The sequence below is a fragment of the Chitinophaga sp. RCC_12 genome, assembly GCF_041360695.1.
Lineage (GTDB): Bacteria > Bacteroidota > Bacteroidia > Chitinophagales > Chitinophagaceae > Chitinophaga.
On the sequence record NZ_JBFUPS010000014.1, the window covers coordinates 85,500 to 111,789 of the forward strand.

At 45.9% G+C, this 26,290-nt stretch carries 23 protein-coding genes; 10 read left to right on the forward strand and 13 right to left on the reverse strand.

Annotated features, from left to right (window positions below; genetic code table 11):
- Positions 1-237: 237 nt before the first annotated feature.
- Together folP and AB6805_RS29985 are read left to right on the forward strand one after the other, a co-directional pair.
- On the forward strand, positions 238-1,104 hold the full coding sequence (folP, locus tag AB6805_RS29980) for a dihydropteroate synthase (RefSeq protein ID WP_370913124.1): 867 nt from the start codon (positions 238-240) through the stop codon (positions 1,102-1,104).
- Positions 1,105-1,128: 24 nt separating this feature from the next.
- Positions 1,129-1,941, forward strand: coding sequence for a diadenylate cyclase (locus tag AB6805_RS29985; RefSeq protein ID WP_370913125.1), 813 nt, complete (start codon positions 1,129-1,131; stop codon positions 1,939-1,941).
- 141 nt (positions 1,942-2,082) lie between these two features.
- Here the strand turns inward: AB6805_RS29985 and AB6805_RS29990 are convergent, their stop codons facing one another.
- Both AB6805_RS29990 and AB6805_RS29995 read right to left on the reverse strand, forming a co-directional pair.
- Positions 2,083-2,958: an FKBP-type peptidyl-prolyl cis-trans isomerase gene (locus tag AB6805_RS29990; RefSeq protein WP_370913126.1), complete on the reverse strand. Its 876-nt coding sequence runs from the start codon at positions 2,956-2,958 to the stop codon at positions 2,083-2,085.
- 38 nt (positions 2,959-2,996) lie between these two features.
- Positions 2,997-4,001, reverse strand: a complete 1,005-nt coding sequence (locus AB6805_RS29995) for a bifunctional oligoribonuclease/PAP phosphatase NrnA (protein ID WP_370913127.1) — start codon at positions 3,999-4,001, stop codon at positions 2,997-2,999.
- 165 nt (positions 4,002-4,166) lie between these two features.
- On the opposite strand from AB6805_RS29995, the gene AB6805_RS30000 reads away from it, so the two are divergent.
- Together AB6805_RS30000 and xerD are read left to right on the forward strand one after the other, a co-directional pair.
- A complete protein-coding gene (locus AB6805_RS30000) occupies positions 4,167-4,583 on the forward strand; it encodes a nucleoside-diphosphate kinase (RefSeq protein ID WP_079471943.1) in 417 nt (138 codons plus the stop codon).
- Between the two features lie 433 nt (positions 4,584-5,016).
- The gene (gene xerD / locus AB6805_RS30005; RefSeq protein ID WP_370913128.1) at positions 5,017-5,916 is read left to right on the forward strand and encodes a site-specific tyrosine recombinase XerD; all 900 of its coding nucleotides are present in this window, start codon (positions 5,017-5,019) and stop codon (positions 5,914-5,916) included.
- Positions 5,917-6,035: 119 nt separating this feature from the next.
- Here the strand turns inward: xerD and AB6805_RS30010 are convergent, their stop codons facing one another.
- Entirely contained in the window at positions 6,036-6,926 is an 891-nt protein-coding gene (locus tag AB6805_RS30010) for a hypothetical protein (protein WP_370913129.1), read from the reverse strand.
- Between the two features lie 484 nt (positions 6,927-7,410).
- Between AB6805_RS30010 and AB6805_RS30015 the strand changes: the two genes are divergently transcribed.
- From AB6805_RS30015 to AB6805_RS30035, 5 genes are all read left to right on the forward strand, one after another.
- Positions 7,411-7,824 (forward strand): hypothetical protein, encoded by a 414-nt coding sequence (locus AB6805_RS30015; protein ID WP_370913130.1) that lies wholly within the window; start codon positions 7,411-7,413, stop codon positions 7,822-7,824.
- Positions 7,825-8,042: 218 nt separating this feature from the next.
- On the forward strand, positions 8,043-8,549 hold the full coding sequence (locus AB6805_RS30020) for a hypothetical protein (protein WP_370913131.1): 507 nt from the start codon (positions 8,043-8,045) through the stop codon (positions 8,547-8,549).
- Entirely contained in the window at positions 8,536-9,345 is an 810-nt protein-coding gene (locus AB6805_RS30025) for a sensor histidine kinase (protein WP_370913132.1), read from the forward strand. The genes AB6805_RS30020 and AB6805_RS30025 overlap by 14 nt, the downstream gene beginning before the upstream one ends.
- Positions 9,346-9,463: 118 nt before the next feature.
- Positions 9,464-10,120: a response regulator gene (locus AB6805_RS30030; RefSeq protein WP_370913133.1), complete on the forward strand. Its 657-nt coding sequence runs from the start codon at positions 9,464-9,466 to the stop codon at positions 10,118-10,120.
- Between the two features lie 19 nt (positions 10,121-10,139).
- Positions 10,140-10,991 (forward strand): DUF2911 domain-containing protein, encoded by an 852-nt coding sequence (locus AB6805_RS30035; RefSeq protein WP_370913134.1) that lies wholly within the window; start codon positions 10,140-10,142, stop codon positions 10,989-10,991.
- 175 nt (positions 10,992-11,166) lie between these two features.
- Here AB6805_RS30035 and AB6805_RS30040 read toward each other — a convergent pair whose 3' ends face one another.
- From AB6805_RS30040 to AB6805_RS30055, 4 genes are read right to left on the reverse strand one after another with little or no spacing between them, the layout of a single operon-like run.
- Positions 11,167-12,876: a sodium:solute symporter gene (locus tag AB6805_RS30040; RefSeq protein ID WP_370913135.1), complete on the reverse strand. Its 1,710-nt coding sequence runs from the start codon at positions 12,874-12,876 to the stop codon at positions 11,167-11,169.
- Positions 12,873-13,004, reverse strand: a complete 132-nt coding sequence (locus AB6805_RS30045) for a hypothetical protein (RefSeq protein WP_370913136.1) — start codon at positions 13,002-13,004, stop codon at positions 12,873-12,875. Before AB6805_RS30045 ends, AB6805_RS30040 begins: the two co-directional genes overlap by 4 nt.
- A 3-nt stretch (positions 13,005-13,007) precedes the next feature.
- Complete coding sequence (locus tag AB6805_RS30050; protein ID WP_370913137.1) at positions 13,008-13,184, reverse strand: hypothetical protein; 177 nt, start codon at positions 13,182-13,184, stop codon at positions 13,008-13,010.
- A gap of 12 nt (positions 13,185-13,196) precedes the next feature.
- Positions 13,197-15,674: a PIG-L family deacetylase gene (locus tag AB6805_RS30055; protein ID WP_370913138.1), complete on the reverse strand. Its 2,478-nt coding sequence runs from the start codon at positions 15,672-15,674 to the stop codon at positions 13,197-13,199.
- 235 nt (positions 15,675-15,909) lie between these two features.
- Between AB6805_RS30055 and AB6805_RS30060 the strand changes: the two genes are divergently transcribed.
- Entirely contained in the window at positions 15,910-18,279 is a 2,370-nt protein-coding gene (locus AB6805_RS30060) for an ABC transporter permease (RefSeq protein ID WP_370913139.1), read from the forward strand.
- 103 nt (positions 18,280-18,382) lie between these two features.
- Here the strand turns inward: AB6805_RS30060 and AB6805_RS30065 are convergent, their stop codons facing one another.
- From AB6805_RS30065 to AB6805_RS30090, 6 genes are all read right to left on the reverse strand, one after another.
- Positions 18,383-19,828, reverse strand: a complete 1,446-nt coding sequence (locus tag AB6805_RS30065) for a RagB/SusD family nutrient uptake outer membrane protein (RefSeq protein WP_370913140.1) — start codon at positions 19,826-19,828, stop codon at positions 18,383-18,385.
- A 7-nt stretch (positions 19,829-19,835) separates the two neighbouring features.
- Positions 19,836-23,042 carry a SusC/RagA family TonB-linked outer membrane protein gene (locus AB6805_RS30070; protein ID WP_370913141.1) on the reverse strand — a complete coding sequence of 1,069 codons (3,207 nt, stop codon included), beginning with the start codon at positions 23,040-23,042 and terminating at the stop codon, positions 19,836-19,838.
- 257 nt (positions 23,043-23,299) lie between these two features.
- The gene (locus AB6805_RS30075) at positions 23,300-24,331 is read right to left on the reverse strand and encodes a FecR family protein (protein ID WP_370913142.1); all 1,032 of its coding nucleotides are present in this window, start codon (positions 24,329-24,331) and stop codon (positions 23,300-23,302) included.
- Positions 24,332-24,439: 108 nt separating this feature from the next.
- Complete coding sequence (locus AB6805_RS30080) at positions 24,440-25,006, reverse strand: RNA polymerase sigma-70 factor (protein ID WP_370913143.1); 567 nt, start codon at positions 25,004-25,006, stop codon at positions 24,440-24,442.
- Positions 25,007-25,140: 134 nt separating this feature from the next.
- The gene (locus tag AB6805_RS30085) at positions 25,141-25,470 is read right to left on the reverse strand and encodes a DMT family protein (RefSeq protein WP_106531455.1); all 330 of its coding nucleotides are present in this window, start codon (positions 25,468-25,470) and stop codon (positions 25,141-25,143) included.
- Between the two features lie 472 nt (positions 25,471-25,942).
- On the reverse strand, positions 25,943-26,158 hold the full coding sequence (locus AB6805_RS30090) for a helix-turn-helix transcriptional regulator (protein ID WP_370913144.1): 216 nt from the start codon (positions 26,156-26,158) through the stop codon (positions 25,943-25,945).
- Positions 26,159-26,290 lie beyond the last annotated feature (132 nt).

Consider the following 26,290-nt stretch of genomic DNA (forward strand, 5'->3'; position numbering starts at 1 on the left):
CGTGAAGATAAGAACAATCAGGGTTTACCTTCCCGGGAAATTGATGAGCGTATCTGAAAGTGAGTTGACGGCGCGCCAAATCTATTTCTGAAATTGAACTTCTAAATTCCTAAATTCGGCAATGATTGATTTTCCTTCTTAGATTTGCAGGCAAAATAAAGAATTTCGGGTAAAAGGCCGGAACTATGTGAAAATTCAGGAGCAAGAGCCTGCATGCTAACTTCTTAACGCATTCAAATGAAACCAGACCATGTCCCCGTAACAACAATGTCTTCACCGGTAATAAATTGCAGGGGGCAATTGTTATCCCTGGCTACCCCTGCTGTAATGGGTATTATTAATGTTACCACCGATTCTTTTTATGAAGGCAACCGCATGCATGAGCTGCACCAGGTGATGGAGAAAGCGAAGCAACACCTGGAGGAAGGGGCTGCCATACTGGATCTGGGCGCACAGAGTACCCGCCCCGGTGCGGAGATGGTGGGACCGGAAGAAGAGATTCACCGGCTACTTCCGGCGATACATGCCATTCTGAATAAATATCCTTCCGCAATTATATCTGTAGATACCTGGTACGCTGCGGTGGCGGAGAAAGCGGTACATGCCGGCGCGGCTATTATCAATGATGTAAGCGCCGGGGATATGGATGCGGAGATGATTCCGGTTGTTGGTCAGCTGCAGGTGCCTTATATTGCGATGCACATGCAAGGCAAGCCTGCCACCATGCAAAAAAATCCGCAGTACAACGATGTGGTTTCCGAAGTGCTCGATTACCTGAAGGAAAAGCTGGCGACCTGCCGTGCCGCAGGTATAAAGGACTTTATTGCTGACCCGGGATTTGGTTTTGGAAAGACAATTGATCATAACTATGCCCTCCTGAAACACCTGCGCCTGTTTCATGATATACTTGGGGTACCTGTGCTGACGGGCATTTCCCGTAAGTCGATGATCTATAAACTGCTGAACATAACCCCGGCCGATGCCTTGAACGGCACTACCGTATTAAACACCATTGCCTTGCAACAGGGCACGCATATATTAAGGGTACACGATGTAAAAGCCGCTGTGGAAGCGGTAAGGATTACGGAGAAAATGAATGGATAATTTAATCTTGCTATTTTTACAACTATGAAGGAAGTAATAGAATTTTATGGAGTTGAGTTTCGATGGCTGGATCTGCTGGACCTGCTGATTGTAATTTTTTTGATCATTCAGTTGTATCGTTTATTAAAGGGAAGTCTTGCTTTTAATATTTTCGTAGGCCTGTTAATGGTATATGCTGCGTATTTCCTGGTGAGGGCGTTAAAGATGCCTATTCTCACCATTATCCTGCAAAACTTTATCAATGTTGGTATCATTGCGATCATCATCATTTTCCAACCGGAGATCAGGAAGTTCCTGCTGGTGCTGGGCAAGAAAACGCCGCTGAGCAAGGACAGTTTTTTAACCAAATTGTTCCTGCCTGATAAGTTTAAGAGTTATAAGGAAGAAGAAAACATCATTAATGAAATTATTGTGGCGGTAAGCCGGATGCAGAGCACCTTTACCGGGGCTTTGATGGTAATTGCCACCACCTACCGTTTGAAATTTGATTCCGCATCCAGTATTCCTATTGATGGAAACGTGAGTGCGAAACTCATTGAAAGCATTTTTGAGAAACACAGTCCCCTGCATGATGGGGCGCTGATCATTGTGGGCAATAAGATCCTGGCGGCCAAAGTGATCCTGCCGGTATCTGAGAATCCTAACCTTCCTACCCGTATAGGGCTGCGTCACCGGTCGGCGGTGGGCATTACGGAGCATAGCGATAACCTGGCGATCATTGTTTCTGAAGAAAGAGGGACGGTATCTTATGCGATCGACGGGGTACTCACCCAGGATGTGTCGCTGGAAGACCTGAAAGTAAAGCTATACGAAGTATTGATAGATGGATATGCCTGATCAGTTCACGCTTTAAACATGCTTCATCTACGCCTTATCTACGCTTCATCTACGGCGATGAGGTGGACCTGAAGAAACCGCATAAAAGGAAAGCCCCCTGCCAAACGGCAGGGGGCTTTCCTTTTATGCGGTTATAGTCAATTACTTACCAGGAGTAGCGAATTGAGAAGGAGCCGGAGCGCCTGCTTTAATATCTACTAACTCTACGTTAAATACGAGAACAGAGTTTCCAGGAATTACCGGAGGACTTCCCTGTAAGCCATAAGCTAATACAGAAGGAATTACCAGGGTAGCTTTGGAACCTTTTTTCAGGCCGCTTAAACCAGCATCCCAGCCTTTGATCACGAAACCGCGACCGATAGGGAACTTAATGGGTTCTAAAGGCATGCCCGGGCGCATAGTTGAATCCTGGCTGGAATCAAATACTTTACCGGTAGTGAGCTTACCAGTGTAGTGTACATAAACGGTATCACCTGGGTTAGGTGTACTGCCTGTACCTTCCTGGGTTACTGCTACGTAAACGCCTTCAGCGTTTTTAGTGGCGTTGATCTTGTTCTTATCCAGGTATTCTTTAATAACTTTTTCGTCTTTTTCTTTCTGGGCAGCAGCAGAATATTTGTTTTCTACTGCGAAAGTGATTTTCAGTTTATCACCTTTTTTACCAAATGGAGGACGCTCCTGGGCTGGTAATGAATCCCATGGAATGATAAAGGTAGCGCTATCACCTTCGTGGAGGAGGGCAATACCTTCCATCAGATCGTACTTATTCTGTGGTTTTGCCACCAGCACCGGAATTGCAGCACCTACCATTTTGCGGGAATCGCCCAGCAGGGAGTCATTGATACGCTGGGTAACATTCACCAGGGCAGTATCGCCTAATTTCAGTTGTGCTCCGCTGCCGGATTTGTGAACGATATACTCAATACCGCCCGGTGTTTTTTTAACACCTGTACCGCAACTGGCTAAAAGAAAGCCTAAAGCCGCAGTTGCAACTAAAAACTGATTGTTTTTTTTCATTTGATTGTATTAGTAGGTTGAAATACTTTATTTACAGTTTATTGTAACAGGTCTTCGTTCTCTTCCACGGCTTTGATAAAGCGGTCCACTGTTTTTTCCAGCGGATCGGTGCTGCGGCCTCCGGAAGCGTTGAAATGCCCTCCCCCGTCGAAATATTTGCGGGCGAAGGTATTTACGTCGAAGTCGCCTTTTGAGCGGAACGACAGCTTCACTTCTGAGTTGCGGTCAATGATCAAAGCGGCCATCTTGATACCCTGTATAGATAACAGGAAGTTCACGAGTCCTTCGGTGTCTCCTGTCTGGAGGTCGAACCGTTTAAGATCGGAATACGGGATGGCCAGCATGGCGGTATTATATTCATAGAACACTTCCATGCGGTTCAGCAGACTATGTCCGAGGAAGCGCAGGCGGTTTTCCAGGAAGTTATCATAGATCGCTTGGTGGATCACCTCATGTTTCAGTCCCCTTTCCATCAGGTCGGCTACCATACGGTGTACGGCTGCAGAGGTAGATGCAAAGCGGAAAGAACCTGTATCTGTTACAGTGCCGGCATAAATGCACTGTGCAATTTCGAGGTTAATATACTGCTCATCTCCCAATTTATATATAGTTTCATAAACTAATTGGGCGGTGGAGCTGGCTTTGGTATCGCTTATACCATACTCAAAGCTGGGCTGTGGCTCCAGGTGGTGGTCTATCAGAATTTTGATACAGTCCAGTTTTTCCAGGTGTGGCGCCAGGTTTTTGGTGCGGTAAAGTGCGTTGAAATCCAGGCAAAACAGGAGATCGATGCCTTCCAGCGCCTGAATGGCCCGGTCCATAGAGGATTCGTAGTCAATCACGTCGTCGGCTCCTGGCATCCATTTCAGGAAATCCGGAAAATTGGTAGGTGAGATTACAGTTACCTGATGCCCTTTCTGTACTAAGTAGTGATACATTGCTAAGGAAGATCCCATGGCATCCGCGTCTGGCTTCTGGTGCATTGTAATCACCACTTTCTTAGGGCTCTCCAGCAAAGGCTTAATTTCCTCGATCGGCTTCATTAAAAAACTGTAATGTTAAGAGTTGATTTCCAATCACAACAAGTGGTTGAAACAGAAAACGAAGTGCGAAGATCTTTATTTGAGCCAGAATTTCAAAATTTTTTACCACTAAAGAAAATGTAATTACTTTTGCGGCCTAATCTGTAATTCGGAATTAAACATTATATGAGCAACAGAACATTTACTATGATCAAGCCTGATGCAGTAGCAAACGGGCACATTGGCGGCATTTTAAACATGATCAACGCTGCAGGTTTCCGCATCGTAGCCATGAAAATGACGCAGTTATCTACTGCTAAAGCAGGTGAGTTTTATGCAGTACATGCGGAAAGACCTTTTTACGGTGAACTGGTAGAATTCATGAGCAGCGGCCATATCGTAGCAGCTATCCTGGAGAAAGACAACGCCGTAGAAGATTTTCGCAAACTGATCGGTGCTACCAATCCTGCCAACGCAGAGGAAGGTACCATCCGTAAAAAATACGCAGAGTCTATCGGCCGCAATGCGGTTCATGGTTCCGACTCTGATGAGAACGCTGCTATAGAAGGTAACTTCTTCTTCAGCGGTCTGGAGAAATTCTAGTCCTGACGGGCAAAATCATTACAAAAAGGTCAGCTTCATAAAAGCTGGCCTTTTTTATTTGTCTTCAATATTTAAATTAATGACAACCGATTCATTTATATAAGTTTACACACTTTATAAGAAGTAAGACTTTAAATGAAAAGCAAAAGCTGACAAAAAGGCGCAATCACATGATTCTTAATGAAAATATGAGCCCCGAAAATCAACAAAAATGAACGTTTTAAAGAGGAAAACGGACCCATTTTACATCGTTATATACATTTCATTATCAAATAATTACAACAAATTACCATCATCTTACTTTAAGTAGAACCACTCCCCTCTTTTTTGTCCCAAAAACACCTGTTTTTCCTGGTATTATTTTACCCTTAAAAGGATATTTTCCGGATAGCCGTTACCGTAGTTTTATAAAAAGCTTTTAACTTGCCGGCATATGTGGGAATCATTCCGGAAACTGTTTAAAGGGTATTTAAGATTAGAGCGGTCCATGTCTGACCACTCCGTGGAAGCATACGTAAGGGACGTGGAAAAACTGGAGCAGTACCTCCTCGCTCACGGAAAAGAAAAGCTCCGGCCCCAGGATGTAACATTTGAGGATCTGCAGGATTGTGTGCAATGGATCGCCAAACTGGGAATGACTGCCAGCTCCCAGGCCAGGACAATTTCTGGCCTCAAAGCCTTTTACAAGTTCCTCCTGCTGGAAGACATGGCCCACGAGGATCCCACCCAACTGCTGGAAGCTCCGAAGATTTTACGCAAGCTGCCCGATGTACTCACCTTTGAAGAGATTGAAAAGATCATTGCGCAGATTCCCCTGGATACCGCGGAAGGTCACCGTAATAAAGCCATCCTTGAAACCATGTACAGCTGCGGCCTGCGGGTAAGCGAGGTCATTAACCTCCAGATCAGCCAGCTTCACATGGACGTAGGATTTATCCGGGTAATCGGGAAAGGCGACAAAGAGCGGATGGTCCCCATCGGCAAAGATGCCATGCGCCAGATAGATATTTACCGGAGAAATGTCCGCATAGAGCTGCCCGTTAAGCACGGGCAGGAAGACACCCTTTTCCTCAACCGCCGTGGCGGCGCACTGAGCAGGGTGATGATCTTCCTTATTATAAAGGAGTTGACCCAAAAAGCCGGTATTCATAAAAATGTGTCGCCCCATACTTTCCGGCACTCCTTCGCCACCCACCTGGTGGAAGGCGGCGCCGACCTCCGCGCCGTACAGGAAATGCTTGGTCATGAGAGCATTACTACCACCGAGATCTACACTCACCTGGACCGGGAATATTTAAGAGATACCCTCCTGCGTTTTCATCCCCGGTTTTGATACTGGTAAACGAAAAACAGCTACCGGGGAAAGGTAGCTGTTTCATTTCTGCTGTTAGAAGGTCACAAACAATCGGGTAGTTTTTGCCATGATAAGGAAGGTGTATTCAAACAATCTTATTACAATAAGCTATGGGTTAGCAAGCGGTATTTATCGTGCTTATTTTTCTTTGGGTTAGTAAGGGTGATCACATCACTGAACCAGTTGCCAATCTGGTCTGAGGCGCGTTTCACCCGGGACGGGCGGTAAATTATATTTACATTGCTGCAGGGACCCAGGTCCTGCCGGTGGGGCATCCGGGCCATCTTCTCATCTTCCGCCCACAGCAATTCGTTATTCCTGTAAACTTTAAAGTACACATCGGGCCCCAGGTTCCTGCGTCCGGGTATAATGGAGTGCAGGATGCCATTTGCAAGATGCTGCCTTGAAAAGTGCAGGGTGTAGCGTCCAGCTTCGTTGGTGTGCGCCTGCCCGATCAGTTTGCCGGTGAGCGCATTATACGCTTCCACTTTCAGATGGGGCTGTCCTGACGCTGCCATGTGGGGTTTTACTACGCCGGTAATTACCCAGGCGCCTGCGTTGGCGTATATATTATGCCAGGTGGCGGCGGGGATAACATAAGCATATGCGCCTACATAGCCGCCGCTGTTACGTTTCCAGTGCAACACCAGTTTGCTCAGGTGGAAGTTGCGGGACTGCTTTGTACCGTTCTTTCCCGGCAGCTGATCCAGGCACAGATCCAGTTCCAATGCTTCGGTGAACAGGTGTACTTCATTCCAGGAGAGGTTGAAGTTGCCTTTTTCATCCAGGGTGGTTTCCGCCAGCAACCGGTCGGCCTTCATCAGTACTTCCCGTGCCGACAATGGTTTCATGTCGTTAAAAATTCCGTGGGGCTGATCTGCCGCCTGCAATACAGCAGGAAGGTAAACCCGGATCCGCGCGTTTGCCAGTGGCTCTACGCAATCGTTACAAATAAGTGCAGAGATGTTTCCGATTAATAGGTAACTCATAATTTTATTTTTTTTAAAGAAAAAAAAAGGGGTTAACGAGCATCACCTGATGAATTGATTCTGCATATTACTAACCGAAAAAAACAAACATGGTAGAAAGGCCAATTACTATGAACTTTTCTGAGGACAATAGATTTAAAGCCGGTTGACAATACAAAGATTAAGAACTTTAAAGGAGTAGTCAAGCGTTTAACAACTGAAAAAAAGCTTTACGTATAACTACGCAAATTGAACATGGGAACTACGCTATTCACCTTTTTGTTGTTTTCCGGCAGGTAAAAAGTGATGCGTATAAATACGCATTCTGAAGTGAAGCCTACGGAATCCATTCCCTCTACTTAAGATGATAAAACCGCTCAAATGCAATAGCACCTTCAATTCCACCTGCGTAAAAACACAGTTTCGGGTTACATCACCGGTTGGTGGCCGGATTGTATATGCGATTATTTGTAATAATTTTACTGCAAACTAAAACTTACCCACAATGAATGATTTTCCAAAAAGGCCGATCCCTTCGGATACCGGCGCTTTCATTTCACTTGAAGAAATGACCACCCTTACAAAGAATCACGATGAGGATCATGTAAATCAGAAATCCTTTGGTACCCATGTTAAGGCGATGTGTTTTGGTAAAGACAAAATTATTGAATTGCTGGACCAACCCGGAGCAACAGCTCTGAGAATCTATTATGGTATTAAGGTAGATACTGACGGAGATGGAATAAAGGAAAAGAAAATGATCCTGGTAGCCGTTGATGAAGAAGGTAATGACATCCTTCCAACAGAAACCACCAATGCAGGCCCCGGTGGCGTAGTATCCAAAGGCGCTATGGCGAAAATCCTTGATTCAGGATTACCCTGCCCCGAATATTGTACAAAACCCGGAGGAAAAGGATAAGTGATAAATAATATCATCAACAAAGCCATCTCGTGAATGTAACTTTATTTTTTACTATTTTTTACAGCATGGTGGGGATCGAAGCACTGGTCTTGATCCCCTTCCTTTTAAATTATAAGTCCCTGGACTTTTCGTCCAGGTGCATATTTTTTTACATTTTGAGCTGTATTTTTTTTGCAGGAGGTTCTGTTCTGGTAGAACGGTATATCGGGAACAACATGTGGTTCTTCAGCCTCATGCACTTTATCCAGTTTGTGATCCTCTCTGTATTTTTTTACCGGAGCATTCCTAACCCCACTATGAAAAACATAGTGAAGTATATGCCTTTCCTGCTACTGGCAATATTTATATTTGACCTGTTTTTCATAGAGGGGGTACGCGCCTTTAATTCCATTTCGTCGGGCGTTAAGCAACTGGTAGTACTTACCTATGGTCTATATCTCTTTTTACAGCTGCTGAGGGACAGGAATCTCATAGAAAAATCAATATACATTGATTCTTTACCGATATTCTGGTATAATTCAGGGATCTTTATCTTTGCCTGTACCGAATTTCTATTTTGCATCAGCTATAACCACCTACAGGCGCTTTTCACCACCGGTGTTGCCAGAATGGGTATGACCATCGCAATACTGAGTATCAATTATATTGTTGGAATGATATCAATGATTCTTCTTTATATTGGGTTCTCTAAGATCAAAAAACTAAGACATGCGAATTATTGATGTTATTGTAATTGGTACTACAGTAATGTTAATGCTGGGAGTCATTGTGATATTGCTGGTAATGCTCCAACAAAAAATGGTTATCCAACATAAACTTGATATACGTGACAAAGACCTGCAGCTCCAACGGGAACGCCTCATCGCAGTACTCCAGGGCCAGGAACAGGAACGTAAAAGGATTGCGGAAGACCTGCACGACGAGGTGGGCGCACAACTATCTGTGCTGAAACTCAACCTCGGCGGCCTTCAGCCCCTGCTGAAAACCGGCAACGGTGAAACGGAACGGCTTAAGGAAACCAAAGACTTTACCGATACCATTATACAACAACTGCGGTTCATCTCCCAAAGCCTGCACCCCCAGGCATTGGAAAACCTGGGACTGGCACATGCACTGGACTCCTTCTGCAACCTGATGAACAAAAACAAACAGGTAAAAATAGCATTTAAAACAGCCGGCAACGGGCAAACGGTAGACCGCGAAAAGGCTTTAAACGTTTACCGTGTGGTGCAGGAACTGATCAATAATATCCTGAAACATGCGCAGGCAACGGATGTACTCATCACCTATCAAACCACTCCTTCGCTTCTTACCGTTACCGTGGAAGACAATGGTAATGGCGCTTTGCTAACCTCCCTGTCCGCTTCCCGTGCCAAAACAGGCAGCCTGGGACTTAAAAATATTGAAAGCCGCCTCAATATTATCGGTGGAAATATTAACTTCACTCCCGGAACACCACAAGGTACCATTGCTACGATAAGTGTAGAGAATTATCAGACACCTGCACAGAATAGTTGATACTTATGTTGTTTTATTGCTAAATTGCCATCCGGTTGTGTTGAACCCGCTTGTAACGACATGACTCATAGTAATTTATTCTGAATAAAATAATAGCAAATCTTCTAACTGTCCACCTATGGCACACATAAAAGTGGCCATTGCTGATGATCACAAGATCTTCCGCAGTGGAGTCATAAACACACTGATTCCTTATGAAAATATCAGCTTCGTTTTTGAAGCCGACGATGGCCTGCATCTGCTGCAGAACATGGAAACACAACAGCCGGATGTTATCCTGATGGATCTGAAAATGCCCAATATGGACGGCATCGAAGCCACCATTAAGGTAAAGGAAAAGTATCCTGACGTAAAGGTCATTATACTCACCATGTACGAGGACGACAACTTCATTGTCCACCTGGTGGAAAACGGCGCCAACGCCTACCTGTTAAAAAATGCGGAACCGGAAGAGATCTATGAAGCCATCTGTACTACCTTTGAAAAAGGATTTTATTTTAATGATAACGTAAACCTGGCACTGCTTAAAAAGGTATTACACAAAAACAAACAACAATTTAAGCCAACACTAAAAAATGAAATCCAGCTCAATGACCGGGAGCAGGAAGTACTGAAGCTAATCTGCAATGAACTGACTACCCAGGAAATTTCCGAACAGATTTTCCTAAGCCCCCGTACTGTAGAGGGGATCCGTCAAAAATTACTGGAAAAAATCAACGTTAAAAACAGCGTTGGTCTGGTACTGTATGCATTCCGTAACGGATTAATAGAATAGTTTTAAATACCCACCAAATATGAGTACTATCAGAACCTTTGCCGCTACAGCGGGCGCTATGCTGCTGTTGTATGCCGGCACTACCCTGGCCCAGGGCATTAAAATGCCTGCGCCAAGTCCTACGCAAACCATTAAACAGGACTTTGCTTTATCCAATATAGAGCTGAGCTACTCCCGTCCGCTGAAAAACGGCCGCGTTATCATGGGCGACCTGGTCCCTTATGGTAAAGTATGGAGAACCGGCGCCAACAGTGCTACCACCGTTACTTTCGGTGAAGACGTAATTTTCGGCGGCGTACCCGTGAAAGCTGGTAAATACGGTTTGCTTTCTATTCCAGGCGCTCAGTCATGGACCGTTATCCTGACCAGCAGCCTCGATGTAACCAGCCCTGCTGCCTACAAACCAGAAAACGATGTGGCCCGTGTAAACGTAAAACCGGTAGCTACCCCTTTCAGCCAGGAAAGCTTTACCATCGGATTCGAAAACGTACGCTCCAACTCCGTGGTACTGGCCCTCAGCTGGGATAAAACCAAAGTACCCGTAGTGATCAAAGCGGATATCGACGATAAAATCACCGCCCAGATCAACGATGCCATGCAGAACGCCGAAAAGAAACCTTACTTCCAGGCAGCTGTATATTACTATGAAAGTGGTAAAGACATCAACAAGGCGGTAGAATGGATCAACGAGGCAGCTACACAAAGCCCCGACGCCTTCTGGATATGGTACCAGAAAGCCCGCATCAACGCGAAAGCTAAAAACGTGAAAGTGGCGAAAGAAGCAGCGCAGAAGTCAATAGAACTGGCTACTACCGCTAAAAACGACGACTATGTAACGTTGAACAAGAAGCTATTGGCTACGTTAAAATAGCGCGCGGAGGTTGTCTTTCTCGCTGATTACGCTGATTTTACTGATTATCGGGATTTGATCACTTTTGATTTTAAAAGATTTGGGGAGATATAAGCGGATATTTTCGCTTTTATCTCCCCAATCTTTTATAATCATTTATAAAATCAAAAAAGTAAAATCCAGGTAATCAGTATAATCAGCGTAATCCTGAGTCAGACAACCTTCGCGTATTTACAAAATACTGGAAGATCCACCCCAGCAATACCACGAGCAAGCAGCCGATCGCATTTAACCAGAGGAAAGACACCGTGCCGGTCCAGTAAATTACCAATACCACTATTTCCCCGATGATGGCGGCCCAGAAAGTAGCTGTGCCTCCTACCCGCTTCAGGTAAAAAGCTACCATGAAAATACCGAGGATCACCCCGTAAAACCAGGAGCCCAGCACGTTCACCACTTCTATCAAACTACCCAGGCTGCCGGCAAACTGCGCTACCACGATACAGAATACACCCCAGATCAATGTCCACAGCTTGGATATTTTCAGGTAATGATCTTCTGAAGCATGCTCGTTGTACAGTCGTTTGTACACGTCTATCACCGTGGTGGACGCCAGCGAATTCAGCGCCGCAGCAATACTGCCCCAGGCTGCCAGGAAGATGATGGCAATCAGCAATCCCACCAGTCCTTTCGGTAAACTGTTCACTACAAAATGAAGGAATATATAGTTGGTATCGTTGGTGTCTGCGGTAGGGTCAGACGCTTTAATGAGCGATAATGCCTGGGTTCTTACCACCTGCGACTGGTCATCGGTTTGCTGCAAGGCTTTTTTTGCGGAGGCAATCTGTGTATGGTTATCTGTTTCGAGCGCAGCGGCCAGTTGCTTTACCTGCTGCTGTTTTAAGGTTCCCAGCTCATTGTACTGGTCTTCCAGTTTCAGCATGGCCGGGCCCTGTTCGGTTTTATGCACCCTTGCCAGCTGTGCTTCATTGAAGAAAATCGGCGCACGGAAATACAGGTAAAAAACAAATACCAGGGCGCCTATCAGCAGGATCAGGAATTGCATGGGCACTTTTACAAGTCCATTCATCAGCAGGCCCATACGGCTTTCTTTGATCGATTTTGCAGTAAGGTAGCGGCCTACCTGCGACTGGTCCGTACCAAAGTACGACAGCGCCAGGAAGAATCCTCCTATCACCCCGCTCCAGATGTTGTATTTATCCTTCCAGTCAAATTTCGTAACAATCACATTCAGCTTGTCCATTTTTCCCGACACCTGCAACGCCTGCTTAAAACCAATATCGGCCGGCAACAGGTGAACGACCATCCAGCCCGCGAGGAACATACCTCCGAAAATGATGGCCAGCTGGAATGTTTGTGTGTAGGCCACGGCGCGGGTACCGCCTGCCACTGTATAAATGATGAGCAATCCACCCATGATCATATTTGTCCAGTACAGGTTCCAGCCCAGTAAAGAAGACAAAATAATAGAAGGTGCACAGATACTGATACCGGTAGATAAACCGCGTTGGATCAGGAACAGGGAGGACGCGAGGGTACGTGTCTTCAGGTCGAACCGTTGTTCCAGGAATTCATAAGCCGTATATACTTTCAGTTTATGGAAGATGGGTACAAACGTGATACAAAGCACTACCATCGCCAGGGGCAAACCGAAGTAATATTGCACAAAGCGCATGCCGTCCGTATATGCCTGGCCGGGCGCTGATATAAAGGTGATAGCGCTGGCCTGGGTACCAATGATCGACAGCAAAATGATATACCAGGGCATGGATTGGTTATCCAGGAAATAACTTTCCATGTTTCGCTGGCCACGGCTTTTCCAGACACCATAGCATATGATTACAGTGAGGGTACCGATCAGTACCATCCAATCTAAAGGACTCATGAAAACGTTTTGGTGAATAAGTAGAAGAACACTACCAGTAACAGCAACCAGGCTGTTACCAATACATACCACCACGTCCATGACGGGAACAATGGCGGCTTTTCTTCCTGCAGGTTATCTGCTGCCATAATTTAATCGTTTGAGTTGCTTTTAGTCCACATGCTGCTGGTCAACAGTCCCAACGCAATACCGATGATCAATCCCACCTGCACGCGCTTGATGGTAAATCCGATCAGCAAACCGAGGATAATACAAAAGCCAGCGGCGATCTTTAGCCTGGGACGATTTTCTTGATGCTTCTTACTCATTGTCTTTCATCCCTATTTTACAGAAATCAGGTTTACAAATAAACGATAGGCGCCGGGTACGCCAGCAGGCAGCTGCCTGAAAAATGATAAGCCGGTGTACACATAGGCTCCTTTACCATAATGAGCAACGAGGGTTGATCCATCGAGCGGTCCTTCCCCTTTGTCGTTCATGCTGAAAGGCTTATCATAAGCTTTGTCTGCATTAGCGGTGTAATACAAACCTCTTTCCTGTACCCATCCGTTAAAATCGGCGGCAGTAATTTCATTTGGATAATGCAGCACCGGGTCTTTCGGGTTGTTGAATGTCACAGCGGCATTTTCATCTGTTACCCGGTCGCGCGACAATCCAAACGGATACGGTCCCAGGTTGCTTGTTACCAGTGGACCATTCACGTTGTACTGGATCACCAGTTTGCCGCCGTTGTTTACGTATTCCATCAGCTTCGGCTGCCAGTATTTCATACGTGCGTTTACGTTATAAGCGCGCACACCGGTGATAATGGCATCGTATTGCTGCAGGTTACCACCCATAATATCTTTTTCACCGAGTTCGGTTACATCGTATCCTACCTGGCGGAGCGATGCAGCCACCATGTCGCCTGCACCGGGAATATAGCCGAGGCGGTTGCCGTTATGTTTCAGGTTAACCGATACCAGCCTGGCCTGCGCCGGTGGGAACAGGGTGATCAGCGGAATATGATCATAGCGGATCTGCTGTAAGCTTTGCGTATATTCTTTACCGTTACAGGTCATTACAACCGTGAGGGTATCTGCATGATTTTCTGCTACGCCTTTAACGGGTTTGATATCAAACCGGAGTTCCACCTCATCCCCTTTCTGTTTTAAGCTAAAGGACTGGCTGTTGCCATCGGTGAAGCCGGCGGGCAATTGCAGGCGTACGGTTCCCTGTACGTTATCGGCCATGGCGCGGAGCTTCACGGGTACCGACTGCGCTTTGGTATCTGTAAAAATATATACCTGGTTGCTGAGGTCGGCTACTACCGGCGGTGCTATCACCAGCGGCTGATACAGCTCTCCCTTTACAGGGTCGGTATATTTATATTGTAAAGGGCGTGCAATGGTAAATGGTTGTCCGCCGATGGTCAGGTGGATCTGCGCCTGTAGTGCAGGAATGTTTTCAGGATTGCCCACCAGCAGCGGGTCATTGATGATGTAAGTACCTACCGGGTGCGCGTCTGACAGCCAATAAGGCTGCGACTCCGGCGTGCTGGCGGGTACCTGCAGTGTTTTGGAGACGCTGGTGAATTTATTAAAGGCCAGTGGTTGCTGATCGCCTGCATTGGTATTGCCGGGCAGATCAATCTTATCCAGCGTTATTTTTACCGGCCCCCTGTTGATCAGTTGCACCGTGGCTTCCATATTGGTTCCGGGCACTACGGTAGGCGAAGTGCTGTAGGCTTCTGCCCACAAGCCTGCGCATGCGTAGATCACTTGCTCGGTTTCTTTCAGCTTCAGATCACGCCAGTACCCTTCCGGTAACGAGCGGATGGCGCTGCGTATTTCCAGCAGGGCGGGCACGGAGGCCGCAGGATCTTCCATATTGTAAGCGGCGAGGGCGGCGTCTACCAGGGCGCCTACTTTGTTGCCCCCGGGAATCCTTGTCCAGCTGGTATTGATATCATCGAGTAAACTGTTTTTGGGTGTGTTGCCTTTGATCGTCAGGAAATATTCCTGTGAGCTGCCCCGGGATGCCGGAACGCCAAATCCCTGGCTTTTGTGCTGGGAGCGGCTTTCAGCAGCAATTTCACCAAAGCCTTTTCCAAGCAATGGGTTATAGGCGCCTACATCTATTTTAAACTGATCGTCGGAGGTAGTGTTGATGTTGCCGAAGCTAAAGGTATTCCAAAGGATCCGTTTGGCCTGCCAGGTTTTTACCCGTGTCAGCTGTTCGGGAAAGCGTTTGGGATCGGCAGCAGCGCTGTAAGCTTCTTCCGCCAGCATAGCCGAAGCGGTATGATGTCCGTGTCCTGCGCGACTGTCGGCCGGGAAGCGGCAAATGATCACATCCGGTTGAAATTTGCGGATCATATATACTACATCTCCCAGGATCTGTTCCCTGTTCCAGATGGTAAATGTTTCCTGTGGATTTTTGGAGAAGCCGAAGTCCTGTGCACGGGTAAAAAATTGTTCTGCACCATCGATGCGGCGTGCTGCCAGCAGTTCCTGTGTACGGATCAGGCCCAGTAACTCGGACTGTTCATTACCGACCAGGTTTTGCCCGCCATCACCACGGGTGAGCGACAGGTAGCCGGTGCGATACAGTTTTTCCTTTGCCAGGTAACCGAGCAAACGGGTATTTTCGTCGTCAGGATGGGCGGCAATGTACAATACGCTTCCAAGCGTATCTAACTTTTTCAATTGCAGTTTTATGTCGGCTGCGTTCCATACAGGTGAAGGCTGTGCCAATGCGGGTAAACCCAATGCTGCCAATAAAATTATAACCAGTGCGGTAGATCGTCTTATAAACATTTGTTGGTACGTGAATTTACAGATGGCCAAAAGTAATAATTAATTAGTGGGACGGGAAGATAAATATGATGAACGTTTCAGAACACAGGATCGCAGTATCTTCAATACATATACGAACAGTAGCTGTATCAAAACCGAACAATTTAAATATATTCTAAATATACATTATTTTGGTTTACAATAGTCCCGGTCGATGGCATCTCCTTTGGGCAACACGAACCACATATTCTCTGCTATGATAAAAAACTACCTGAAGGTTGCGTGGCGTAATCTGATCAAAGACCGCCGGTTTGCTTATCTCAATTTAATTGGTTTATCTACGGGGCTTGCATGTGCGCTCCTGATCTATGTTTGGGTACAGGATGAATTGCGTATCGACAAGTTTCATAAAAACGACGCCACGCTTTTCCAGGTATTGGAAAACCGGGTACAGGCCAGCGGTATCTGGACGGCGAAATCCTCTCCTGTACCAATGCCTGAAGCGCTGAAAAAGGACATGCCCGAAGTGGAGTATGCTGCTTATGTATCTCCCGTGAGGCAATCTACACTTTCTGTAAAAGATGATGTTGGCATAAAGACCAAGGGGAAATATGCGGACAAGGATTTTTTCAATATGTTCTCTTTTGATCTGATGGAGGGAAATCCAAACCAGGTACTGGCAGATCCAACAGCTATTGTGCTATCTGATGTTATCGCTACAAAATTGTTTGGCACTACCGAAAATGTGATCGGCAAAACGGTCGACTTCCAGCATGAGCAAAAATTTGTTGTTTCTGGTGTGTTTAAAGCACCTGATCAACATTCGTCGGAACAGTTTGATTTTGTTTTACCTGTTCGCATGCTGAAGATGATAAAGGAAAACGCTAATGAATGGGGCAATACAGGGTACTATACGTTTATAACGCTAAAACCAGGCACCAACATCGACAAGTTCAATGCTAAAATCGCCAACTACATTAAGCTTAAAACGAACAATGAGATTACCTACCGTACGCCATTCATTCAGCGCTATTCGGAGAACTATCTGTATGGCCGCTTTGAGAACGGTATCCAGGTGGGAGGCCGGATAGATTATGTACGGCTGTTTTCCATTATCGCCATTTTTATTCTGGTGATTGCCTGCATCAATTTTATGAACCTCTCTACTGCAAAGGCAGCCGGAAGGGCAAAGGAAGTAGGCATCAAAAAAGCGATGGGCGCCGGCCGGGGTGTACTTATGCTGCAATACCTCGGGGAATCTATGGTAATGGCTTTTGCATCGCTGCTGCTGGCAATTTTATTCGTGTTCCTGTTGCTGCCGGTTTTCAATAATATTACAGGGAAACATCTCTCGTTGTTCCATTTTGATACCGCACTGATATTATCAGGACTTGGCATTACTTTCTTTACCGGTTTAGTGGCTGGCAGCTACCCTGCGTTTCATCTTTCAGGGTTTAAGCCTGCTGCCGTGCTGAAAGGAAAGATCAATGGTTCTGTGGGGGAACTGCTGATCAGGAAAGGATTGGTGGTGTTTCAATTTTCCCTCTCCATTGTACTGATCGTTGCGGTGTTGGTGGTGTACCGGCAGATCAGCTTTATCCAGACAAAGAACCTGGGTTACGACAGGGACCATGTAATTACGTTCGCGAAAGAGGGAAAGCTGTCACGGAACGAGGTAAGTGAACGTTTCCTTGCTGAGGTGAAAGATATACCGGGAGTAAAAATTGCTTCGGGTATGGGGCATGGATTGACCGGCCATAGCAGCGGTACTTCCGATGTGGTATGGGAAGGAAAGGATCTGAAAGATGCAACCGAATTTGAAGTGGTGGATGTAAATTATGACCTGCTGAAAACGCTGGACATTAAGATAAAAGAAGGCAGGGATTTTTCACGCGACTTCGGCGCTGATAGCTCCATGATCATTTTCAATGAAGCCGCCATAAAATTCATGGGGATGAAAGACCCTGTTGGAAAATCGGTTAAACTGTGGGGTAAGGATATGCGGATTGGAGGAGTTGTGAAGGATTTTCATTTTGAATCGCTGCACGAAGAGGTAAAGCCCTTGTTTTTTGTGTTGTCTCCGGAAGATGCCAACCGGTTTATGATTAAAGTAGAAACAGGCCGGGAGAAAGCAGTGATTGCCAGATTACAGGAAATGTACCTGCAAATGAACCCGGGGTTCTCTTTTGATTATAAGTTCCTGGATGAAAGATACCAGACCTTATATGCCGCAGAAAACCAGATCTCCCGGTTGTCCAGGTACTTTGCCGGTCTTGCTATTCTCATTTCCTGTCTTGGTTTATTCGGACTGGCGGCCTTTACAGCGCAGCGGAGAAATAAAGAAATCGGCATCCGTAAAGTACTGGGCGCCACTGTGGGTACTATTGTGATGATGTTGTCGAAGGATTTCCTGCGATTGGTATTGATCGCTATGCTGATTGCTTTCCCGGTGGCCTGGTGGGCTACCACGCAGTGGCTGAAAGGGTTTGCCTATAGTATCCGTATAGACGCGGGGATATTTGTAGTAGCGGGTATTTCCATTATCCTGCTCACTTTCCTGACCATCAGTTTTCAATCGGTGAAGGCGGCTTTGGCTAACCCGGTAAAGAGTTTAAAGTCAGAATAAAAAGAAAAGTCCCGGTGAGAACCACCGGGACTTTATTTCTTCATAAGCAAAAATCCAACCAGCTCGTAAGCAAAAACCAATTATTAACAAAGGCGGTTTAGATTTAATTGTAACCTTCGTTCTGCTGGTTGCGTATGTTGGGGTTAGCATCCAGTTCTCTTTGTGGTATGGGCAATATTACTTTCGTACTAGGCCACAATACCGGTATCGTTTTGTCACTCGCCAGGTATTTGGTGAATGAACGTTTTGTTCTGATTAAGTCAAACAGCCGGTGTCCTTCAAACGCCAGTTCCTTTCTTCTTTCCAACAGGATTGCGTCCAGGAGTGCAGGTCCGGTAACGGTTACCGGCGGTGCATTATGATCGGCGCGTTGAGCCACCAGTTGCAGGTCAGCCTGTGCTTCCGCGGTGCTTCCAAGGTGTGCAGCTGCTTCTGCACGGATCAGGTATAATTCTGCCAGCCGCATCACTTTAATACTTTCTGTGAATGTGCTCACATCTTTGTATTTGGTGATGATGTTTGCCGGGTCTTCGCCACCGTTGCCGGCGCGTTTACCTTTCAGCAGAAAGTCCCTTCTCACATCTGTTGCCTGGTAGATATTGTAGATGTTATTCGTTGCGAGTACATCACCGTATCCATCCTGGCTGAACATATAACTCAGGCCATCTGTGTTCCGGTTATCTACCGGGGTATTGATGATTTCAAAAACGGTTTCATTGTTATTGGTGATCTTAAAATCGCTCACCAGTTCTCCGTTCGGCAGCAGTGCGTATTTGTTGGAACGGATCACTGCATCAGCATAAGTTGCAGCACCCTGCCAGTCTTCTTTATACAACAATATCCTCGATAACAGCGCCCTGGCGGAATACACATTAATACGTCCGGAAGAGAAAGCCGTGCTTTTGCTTTCTTCAAACCTGCTGATCGCCGTGGTAAGGTCGCGGATGATCTGCGCATACGTATCTTTCATACTGCTGCGTGAAGGCGACTGCACGGAATCCACGTTGGTGATGGTCACAATGGGAATGCCCATGTGTGTGGCGCCGGGCGTATAGTTATAAGGCTGCGCAAACATGCGCGATATATCAAAGAACACCTGTGCACGCAATGCGTAAGCTTCCGCTACAATTTGTTTTGCCTCTGCGCTGTCTGCCGCCGATGGTAACAGGGAGATGTTGGGTCCCTTCATAATTACCATATTGGCATTGGCTACTACGGCGTATAACTGGTTCCATGAATCGGTGGTATACTGGTCGTTGGCAGTAACGATGTACTGGTCCTGGTTACGATACCGGTTGCTGTTGATGACACTGATAAATCCATTGTCGGACCGGAGATCCGGCAGCAGCGGCATGGTACGTCCATAATAATTTTCATTCTGCATCAGCGAATACACGCCGTTGATGGCTGCCCGCAGTCCGGGCAAATCGGTAATAGCGCGACCGGTTTCTGTTGACTGATCCGGCTTCTGGTCAAGGAAATCCTTGCTGCAGGCGCCGAGTAAGCCAGCCAGTAGCAGGAGTACGCCGTATGTATATTTCTTTTGCATGAATACCTTAAAAATTTACATCCAACCCTATCAGGAAGGTTTTAAATACCGGCGGACGCTGATCATAATCTCCTGTTACCGGTACTTCCGGGTCCATTGTGAGATACTTATCTTTTACATACGTCCATAAATTATTGCCGCGTACATATATTTTCACTTCGTTGATATTGGCTTTCTTCAACCAGTTTTGCGGCAGGTTGTAAGCGAGCATCACGTCCCTCAGCCGGATAAAGCTGCCGTCGTACAGGAACCGGGATGAGCTCTGGTTGCTTAAACCGGATTGTGTGCCACCGAATACTACCTTGGGTACATTGGTGATATCGCCGGGTTTCTGCCAGCGGTTTTCATAGATGAGGCGCGACATTTTTGCGCCACCGCCAAATCCACCACTGCCGTCCGATTCTGTGAATGTTCCCCAGTTGTCGTATACTTTGTTTCCCCAGTTATAAAAGAACTGGAAGCTGAAATCAAATCCTTTGTAGCTGAAATAATTGGTAAGACCGCCATAAAATTTTGGCAGGGCGCTTCCCTGGTTAAACCGTTGTGCTTCGCCATAAGATTTGGTGGTAGCGGTTTTAGACGCATCTTTATACCACAGTGCTTCACCTGTTTGCGGATCCGCACCTGCGAATCCTGCGAGGAAAAACTGGTAGAAATCTGTTCCCACTTCTCTTTTGTACGGGATGCCGGTAATTGGATTATCCAGCCGGGTAATTTTATTATTCAGCGTTGAGATGTTGGCATCTGTACGCCATGAGAATTCATTTTCATTTTTTGCGATGATGTTGCGGGAAGAAAGGGATATTTCCCAGCCGCTGTTTTTCATCTCTCCATTATTTCTGAAAACAGTAGTAATACCATTTGCAGAAGATACCGGTACGTTAAGCAGCAACCGTGAAGTGGTTCTGTTATAGTATTCCACCGAACCGGACAACCTGTTTTTAAGCAGGGCAAAATCCAGTCCTATATTAAATGGCCTGTTCTGTTCCCATGTAAGGAAAGGATTGGGGTATTGCGTGAGCACATACCCCGGTTTCCCATCATAATCATTTGCCGGACTATACAGCGACAATGAAGCATAATTATCAATAGCCTGGTTTCCGTTGCTGCCGTAGCTGGCTCTTATCTTTAATTCGTTAATGACGTTTACATTCCGGAGGAATGGTTCCCGGTAGATATTCCACGCGGTTCCAATGGACCAGAATGTGGCGCTTCTTTTCTGACGGCCGAACCTGGAAGAGGCGTCTCTCCGGATGGAGGCGGTCAGATAATATTTCTGCTGGTAATCGTAGCTGTTATTCAGAAACAATCCTGTTAATGAATTTGCGTTGGATACAGAAGATACACTTTCCGGTTTGGAAGCATCGGCCAGCAGCTGCAGGTCGGGCAGCAGGTTGGAGGCTGCTGAGGAGTTGCCGCTGTTGGTTGTTTTCTGCGCTTCATATCCTACAAAAGTGTTGATTCCGTGATAACCCCATCTCCTGTTGAACCGCAGGATATTTGTAGATACCCAGTTGTTCCACAGGTTGTTGTTGACCGATACCCAGCCATTGGTATTTCTTCCGTCGCCGAATCCCGGTGCAAAGAATGAATTGCTGCGGGCGTAGTTCAGGTCGAGGCTGATCTTCGTTTCAAAGGAAAGAAAATCAGTGAATGCGTATTTGGCGCCGGCGCCACCGAGCAGGCCATAGATGGTACCTGTGCGGGTATCGCCATTCAGTACTGCCACCGGGTTAAAGGTGTTGTTGTAGCTGAAGTCGTAGCTGCCATCGGCGTTATAAATTTTCAGCCAGGGCTGCAGGCGGACGAGTGAGCGTACCGGGTTGGCCATCAGTCCTACATCTCCTACTGCGTTTGCGCGCTGGTAGGAGAACGACAGGTTAACATCGAACGATAGTCGGTTGGTGGCCTGGTTGCTCAGGTTGAGCTTACCCGTCATACGTTTATAGTCCACTCCTTTCAGGGCTGATTTGGAATCATATAAGCCACCGGAAACATAAAATTTTGTTTTATTACTTCCGCCTGCGGCAGATAGATTGGCTTGTGTATAGCCTCCATGGCGGGTTAGCACATCGATCCAGTTGGTATTAACGGTTGTATCCACGCCACGTGCGCGGAGTTCCCGTTGAAAACCGGCTTCCCCTGTGCCATCTGCTTTGTGCGTCCATCCTTCGCGGAGGAGTTCCATCATCTCGTTGGTATTGAGCGGATAGTTGGCCTGCGGAATGGTGAGCTGGTTGCTGCCTCTTTGTATGGTTGCGCTGATCTTTGTTCTGCCCTGGCTGCCGGTTTTCGTCGTAATCAGTATTACGCCGTTGGCAGCGCGGGAGCCATAGATCGACGCAGAAGCTGCATCTTTCAAAACAGAAATAGAAGCGATATCTGCGCTGTTAATTCCTGCCAGGGAATTAACATTATAATCGGTGAGGTTGTCTGTTACCACAGGCGTGCCGTCTACCACGTAAAGTGGCGAGCTGCCTGCGGTAATAGAGCCTATACCACGTATGTGAATACTGGGTATGGATCCGGGCTGGCCGGAACCATTGGTAGATTGTAAGCCGGGTACATTGCCTTGTAAGCTTTCCTGGAAGCTGCTACGGGGCGCTTTATCATACAATGAAGCACTTACCATAGTAGCTGAACCTGTCAAAGAACTTTTTGTTTGCACGCTATAAGCTACTACCACTACTTCGTTCAATCCTTTGGAATCGTCTTTCAGCATGATGTTGAGATGAGCCGTGTTGTTTACCGTCACCCGCTGTTCTTCATAACCAATGAAAGAACAGATCAACGTTGCTGAGGAAGGCGCTTCCATGTGGAATGCTCCGTTCTCATCTGTAGTAGTTCCCTTATTAAGACCTGCAATACGCAAACTCACACCTGGCAGCGGATGTCCGAAAACATCTGTTACCGTTCCGTTGATACTGACATTCCTGATCTCTTTGTTTTCCGGTGCAATAGCCACCAGGGTGGCTGAAAGCTGTTTAAACGTGAGGCCGGTGTTTTTCAGTATCTTCTTTAAGATATCTTCTGTCGAAGCATTAGTTTCATTCACCGACACTTTTTTACCTGCGGGAATAAGATCGTTGCGATAAACAAAACGGTAACCGCTTTTCTTTTCGATCATCTTCAGCAGCCGTGTCAATGGCAATGAATCTGCTTTGATGGAAATGCGCCGGTCCTGTTGACCGAAGACATTCCCAGTTATTTGCAAACAGGTAATAAGAATAATAAAGGACACCAGTTTCATTATCAGTACAACTTTTCCCTATGTTTTTAGACGCAAAAGGATTACATAATGTATGATTTTTTTCCATACATTTAGGTTGTAAAAGGTCATAAAACTACGACAGGACTACATTGCCAAGTGAAGCTAACTGCCGTTTGATCTCAACAAAAGGGGTAAATGTTTGCAGCATTTGCCCTTTTTTTTATATGAGAGGTATCGATTCTCTGTTGACTTCCACCCCTTTACTGGGTAATAAATACTTCATTGCTTACTATTCTGCAATGAAATGATGTTGTAACCTTCAGCGCTTCCAGTACTTCTGAAAACGATTCATTTTTAAAAGTGGCGGTGAAATGGTATTGTTTTAATTTGTTACCGTTGAGATGGATTTTGATCCCATACCAGCGTTCCATTTTCAGCGCAATATCTTCGAAGTTATCATTGTCGAATACGAGGTAGTTGTCGCACCAGGCGGTTTCCGCCACCATGCTGTCCTGCGTGTTACTATGAATATTTTCCACCTTGTAGCCTGCTACCAGGTTGGGTTGGGTCAGTTTATCTGCCGGTGCATGTTGTAAGATGATCTTTTGGTTAGGCGTTAGTTTCACATTCCTTTCCATGCCGTCATTCAAGATTACTTCTACGGCGCCGGTGATCAGCGTAGCTTCTGTGGTTTGATCCCCTGTATATGCTTTTACATTAAAAGAGGTGCCCAGTACTTTGATATCCATCCTGGAAGTGTGAATAGAAAAGGGTTTGGCTGCATTCTTCGCTACATCAAAAAACGCTTCTCCTTCTAAAGTAACCTCCCGGTTGTCGAGGTTGTTCATATCAGGATTATAGGTTAAACGGCTGCCTCCATTGAGCCATACTTCTGTTCCGTCCGGCAGCTGTGCCCTGGAGCGGGAACCATCGCGGGTATAAATGGCCGCCATAGCTGCTTTACCGGCTTTTTGCGGATATTTTATTGATAAGAGATAGATACAATAGCCTCCCAGCACCACTACCAGTACAGAAAGCACGGCCACCCATTTGCGGAAATTCCTTTTGACTCTTTTAACGGGTAATTCCTCCTGCGGAAACTCCTCTTCCATTCTTACGAGGTGTTTTTCCAATGCAAGCTCAATCCTGGTTTCCCATTCCTTATTGCCGGCCGGTTGGGGCCAGTTGCTTAATACCGATAATTTATATCTCAGATCCGGATCTTTCTGCAATGATGCTTCCAGTTCACGCAACTCCTCCATCGTGGCCTCGCCCGATACTTTCCTTCCCATCAAAAGCCATATTCTTTCCTGTTCCATGTGTATGATACAAAAGCATGATTATATAGAAGGACAAGTAAATTGCAAGAATCTACTACTCCATCTAAAAAAAAATTTAAATTATTTTGTTTTGATAAAGGAGAGGTTAATTACCTCGCTGATTTTTTTGAGCGCCTGGGCCATGTGAACATCGATGGTGTTCACGGAAATATCGAGGATCTGGGCTACCTCTTTATATTTAAGGCCATCTTCACGGATCAGTTTAAAGATCATCTTCCTTTTGGGTGGGAGTGCGTTTACGGCGGCTTCTATCCTTTTCACCATTTCCCCGGAAATGAAGATCTGTTCCGGCGTGGCATAACTAACGCTGATGTCCACAGCCACTTCATCGAGACTGAAATGTTGCGTGCGGGCTTCCTTATTTAAGTAGTTGAGGGCAATATTTTTGGTAGATACATAGAGGTATACCCGGAGGTTATCCACCTGTAGCAGGCGTTCCCGCTGCTTCCAGACATTCATAAACACATCTGACGCAATTTCTTCCGCAGACTCCCAGGATTTCACAATAGAAAAGGCAAACTGACTCAATGGTTTATAAAACAACCTGAACAATGCTTTATAAGCCTGTTCATCCCCAAGAGATGCCACCCGTTCCACCAGTAGCTGTATATTAGCTTCTTCCCTCAATGATTTGGTTTTTGGTTGAAAGTTGATCCCTAAAGATAATACAGATTTTTTCTTAATTTGATCTTGTCTAACATCTTTTTTTATATAATATGAATTGATCCTAAAGCATATAAGTCCGCTGCTTTAATATCGCACTACTTTTTAAACATAAAATACACGGCGCCGATGAGAAAGAAAAACGAAACCAGGTAGTTCCATCTCAGGGGCTCCTTGAGGAAAGTGACTGCAAAGATGCTGAAAACGGTGAGGGTAATGACTTCCTGGATGGTTTTAAGCTGGAAGCCGCTGAATCCCTCCTGTGCGCCGTAGCGGTTGGCTGGCACCATAAAACAATACTCAAAGAAGGCAATACCCCAGCTGATAAGGATTACTTTCCAGAGGGCAACATCCTGGTGTTTGAGGTGGCCGTACCAGGCAAAAGTCATGAAGGTATTGGAGATGGTGAGCAAAATAATAGTGCGCATGCGTGATTCAAAGTTTGTCCAAATCTATAATTTTGTAAAATAATATCCCGATTATTTGTTCACCTGTATTGGTATCTCAGGGCGGGACCTGTAAAGCTTAAACAGGATTATCTGACAAAAGTGTAAAGCTATTTCAGGACGAGACATAGTGTATTGGGAGTGTATGAGGAGTGTATCACGAGTGTATGGGGAGTGTATCATGAGTGTATGGGGACTGTAAGGGGACTATATGGGTACTATAGGGTGACTATATGGGAAGTATATGGGGAATACGACACATAGACGAGTCCTAAGTATCTGAGAAGTATCGGAGAAGTATCGGAGAAGTATCGGAGAAGTATTGGAGAAGTATACAAGAAGTAACAGCAGTACTGGTTACGGTGAGTTTTCAGGCGATCCGGGCAGCGCTGGCGAATCCTGTCAGGAGCCTGAAAATGGACTGAATTTGTGCTGGAGGTCAGGTCTGTTAAAATCAGGAATGCTTCTTTGTACTAACCAATAGCTCCCGTACGTCCACATCTAACGCAGCGGCGATTTCAAACAAAGATTCGACTGTAGGCTGCATTGTATTGGTACACCATTTTGAAACGGTGGTAATGCTCACACCCAGTTCCTTTGCTAACCAGTTGTTACTCCTCCCCGTTTCAACAATCATTATTTTGATCCGGTTAAATGTCTTTTCAGGCATCAATCTACTATTTGTATGCTAAAGATAACAAAATGTAGTTCTTTTGAAGTGCATATATTAATTACAAAGAAATAAATATAATTTTTCAGATCATATTTATTAATTTATAATTAATAAATATTACTTTTAAAT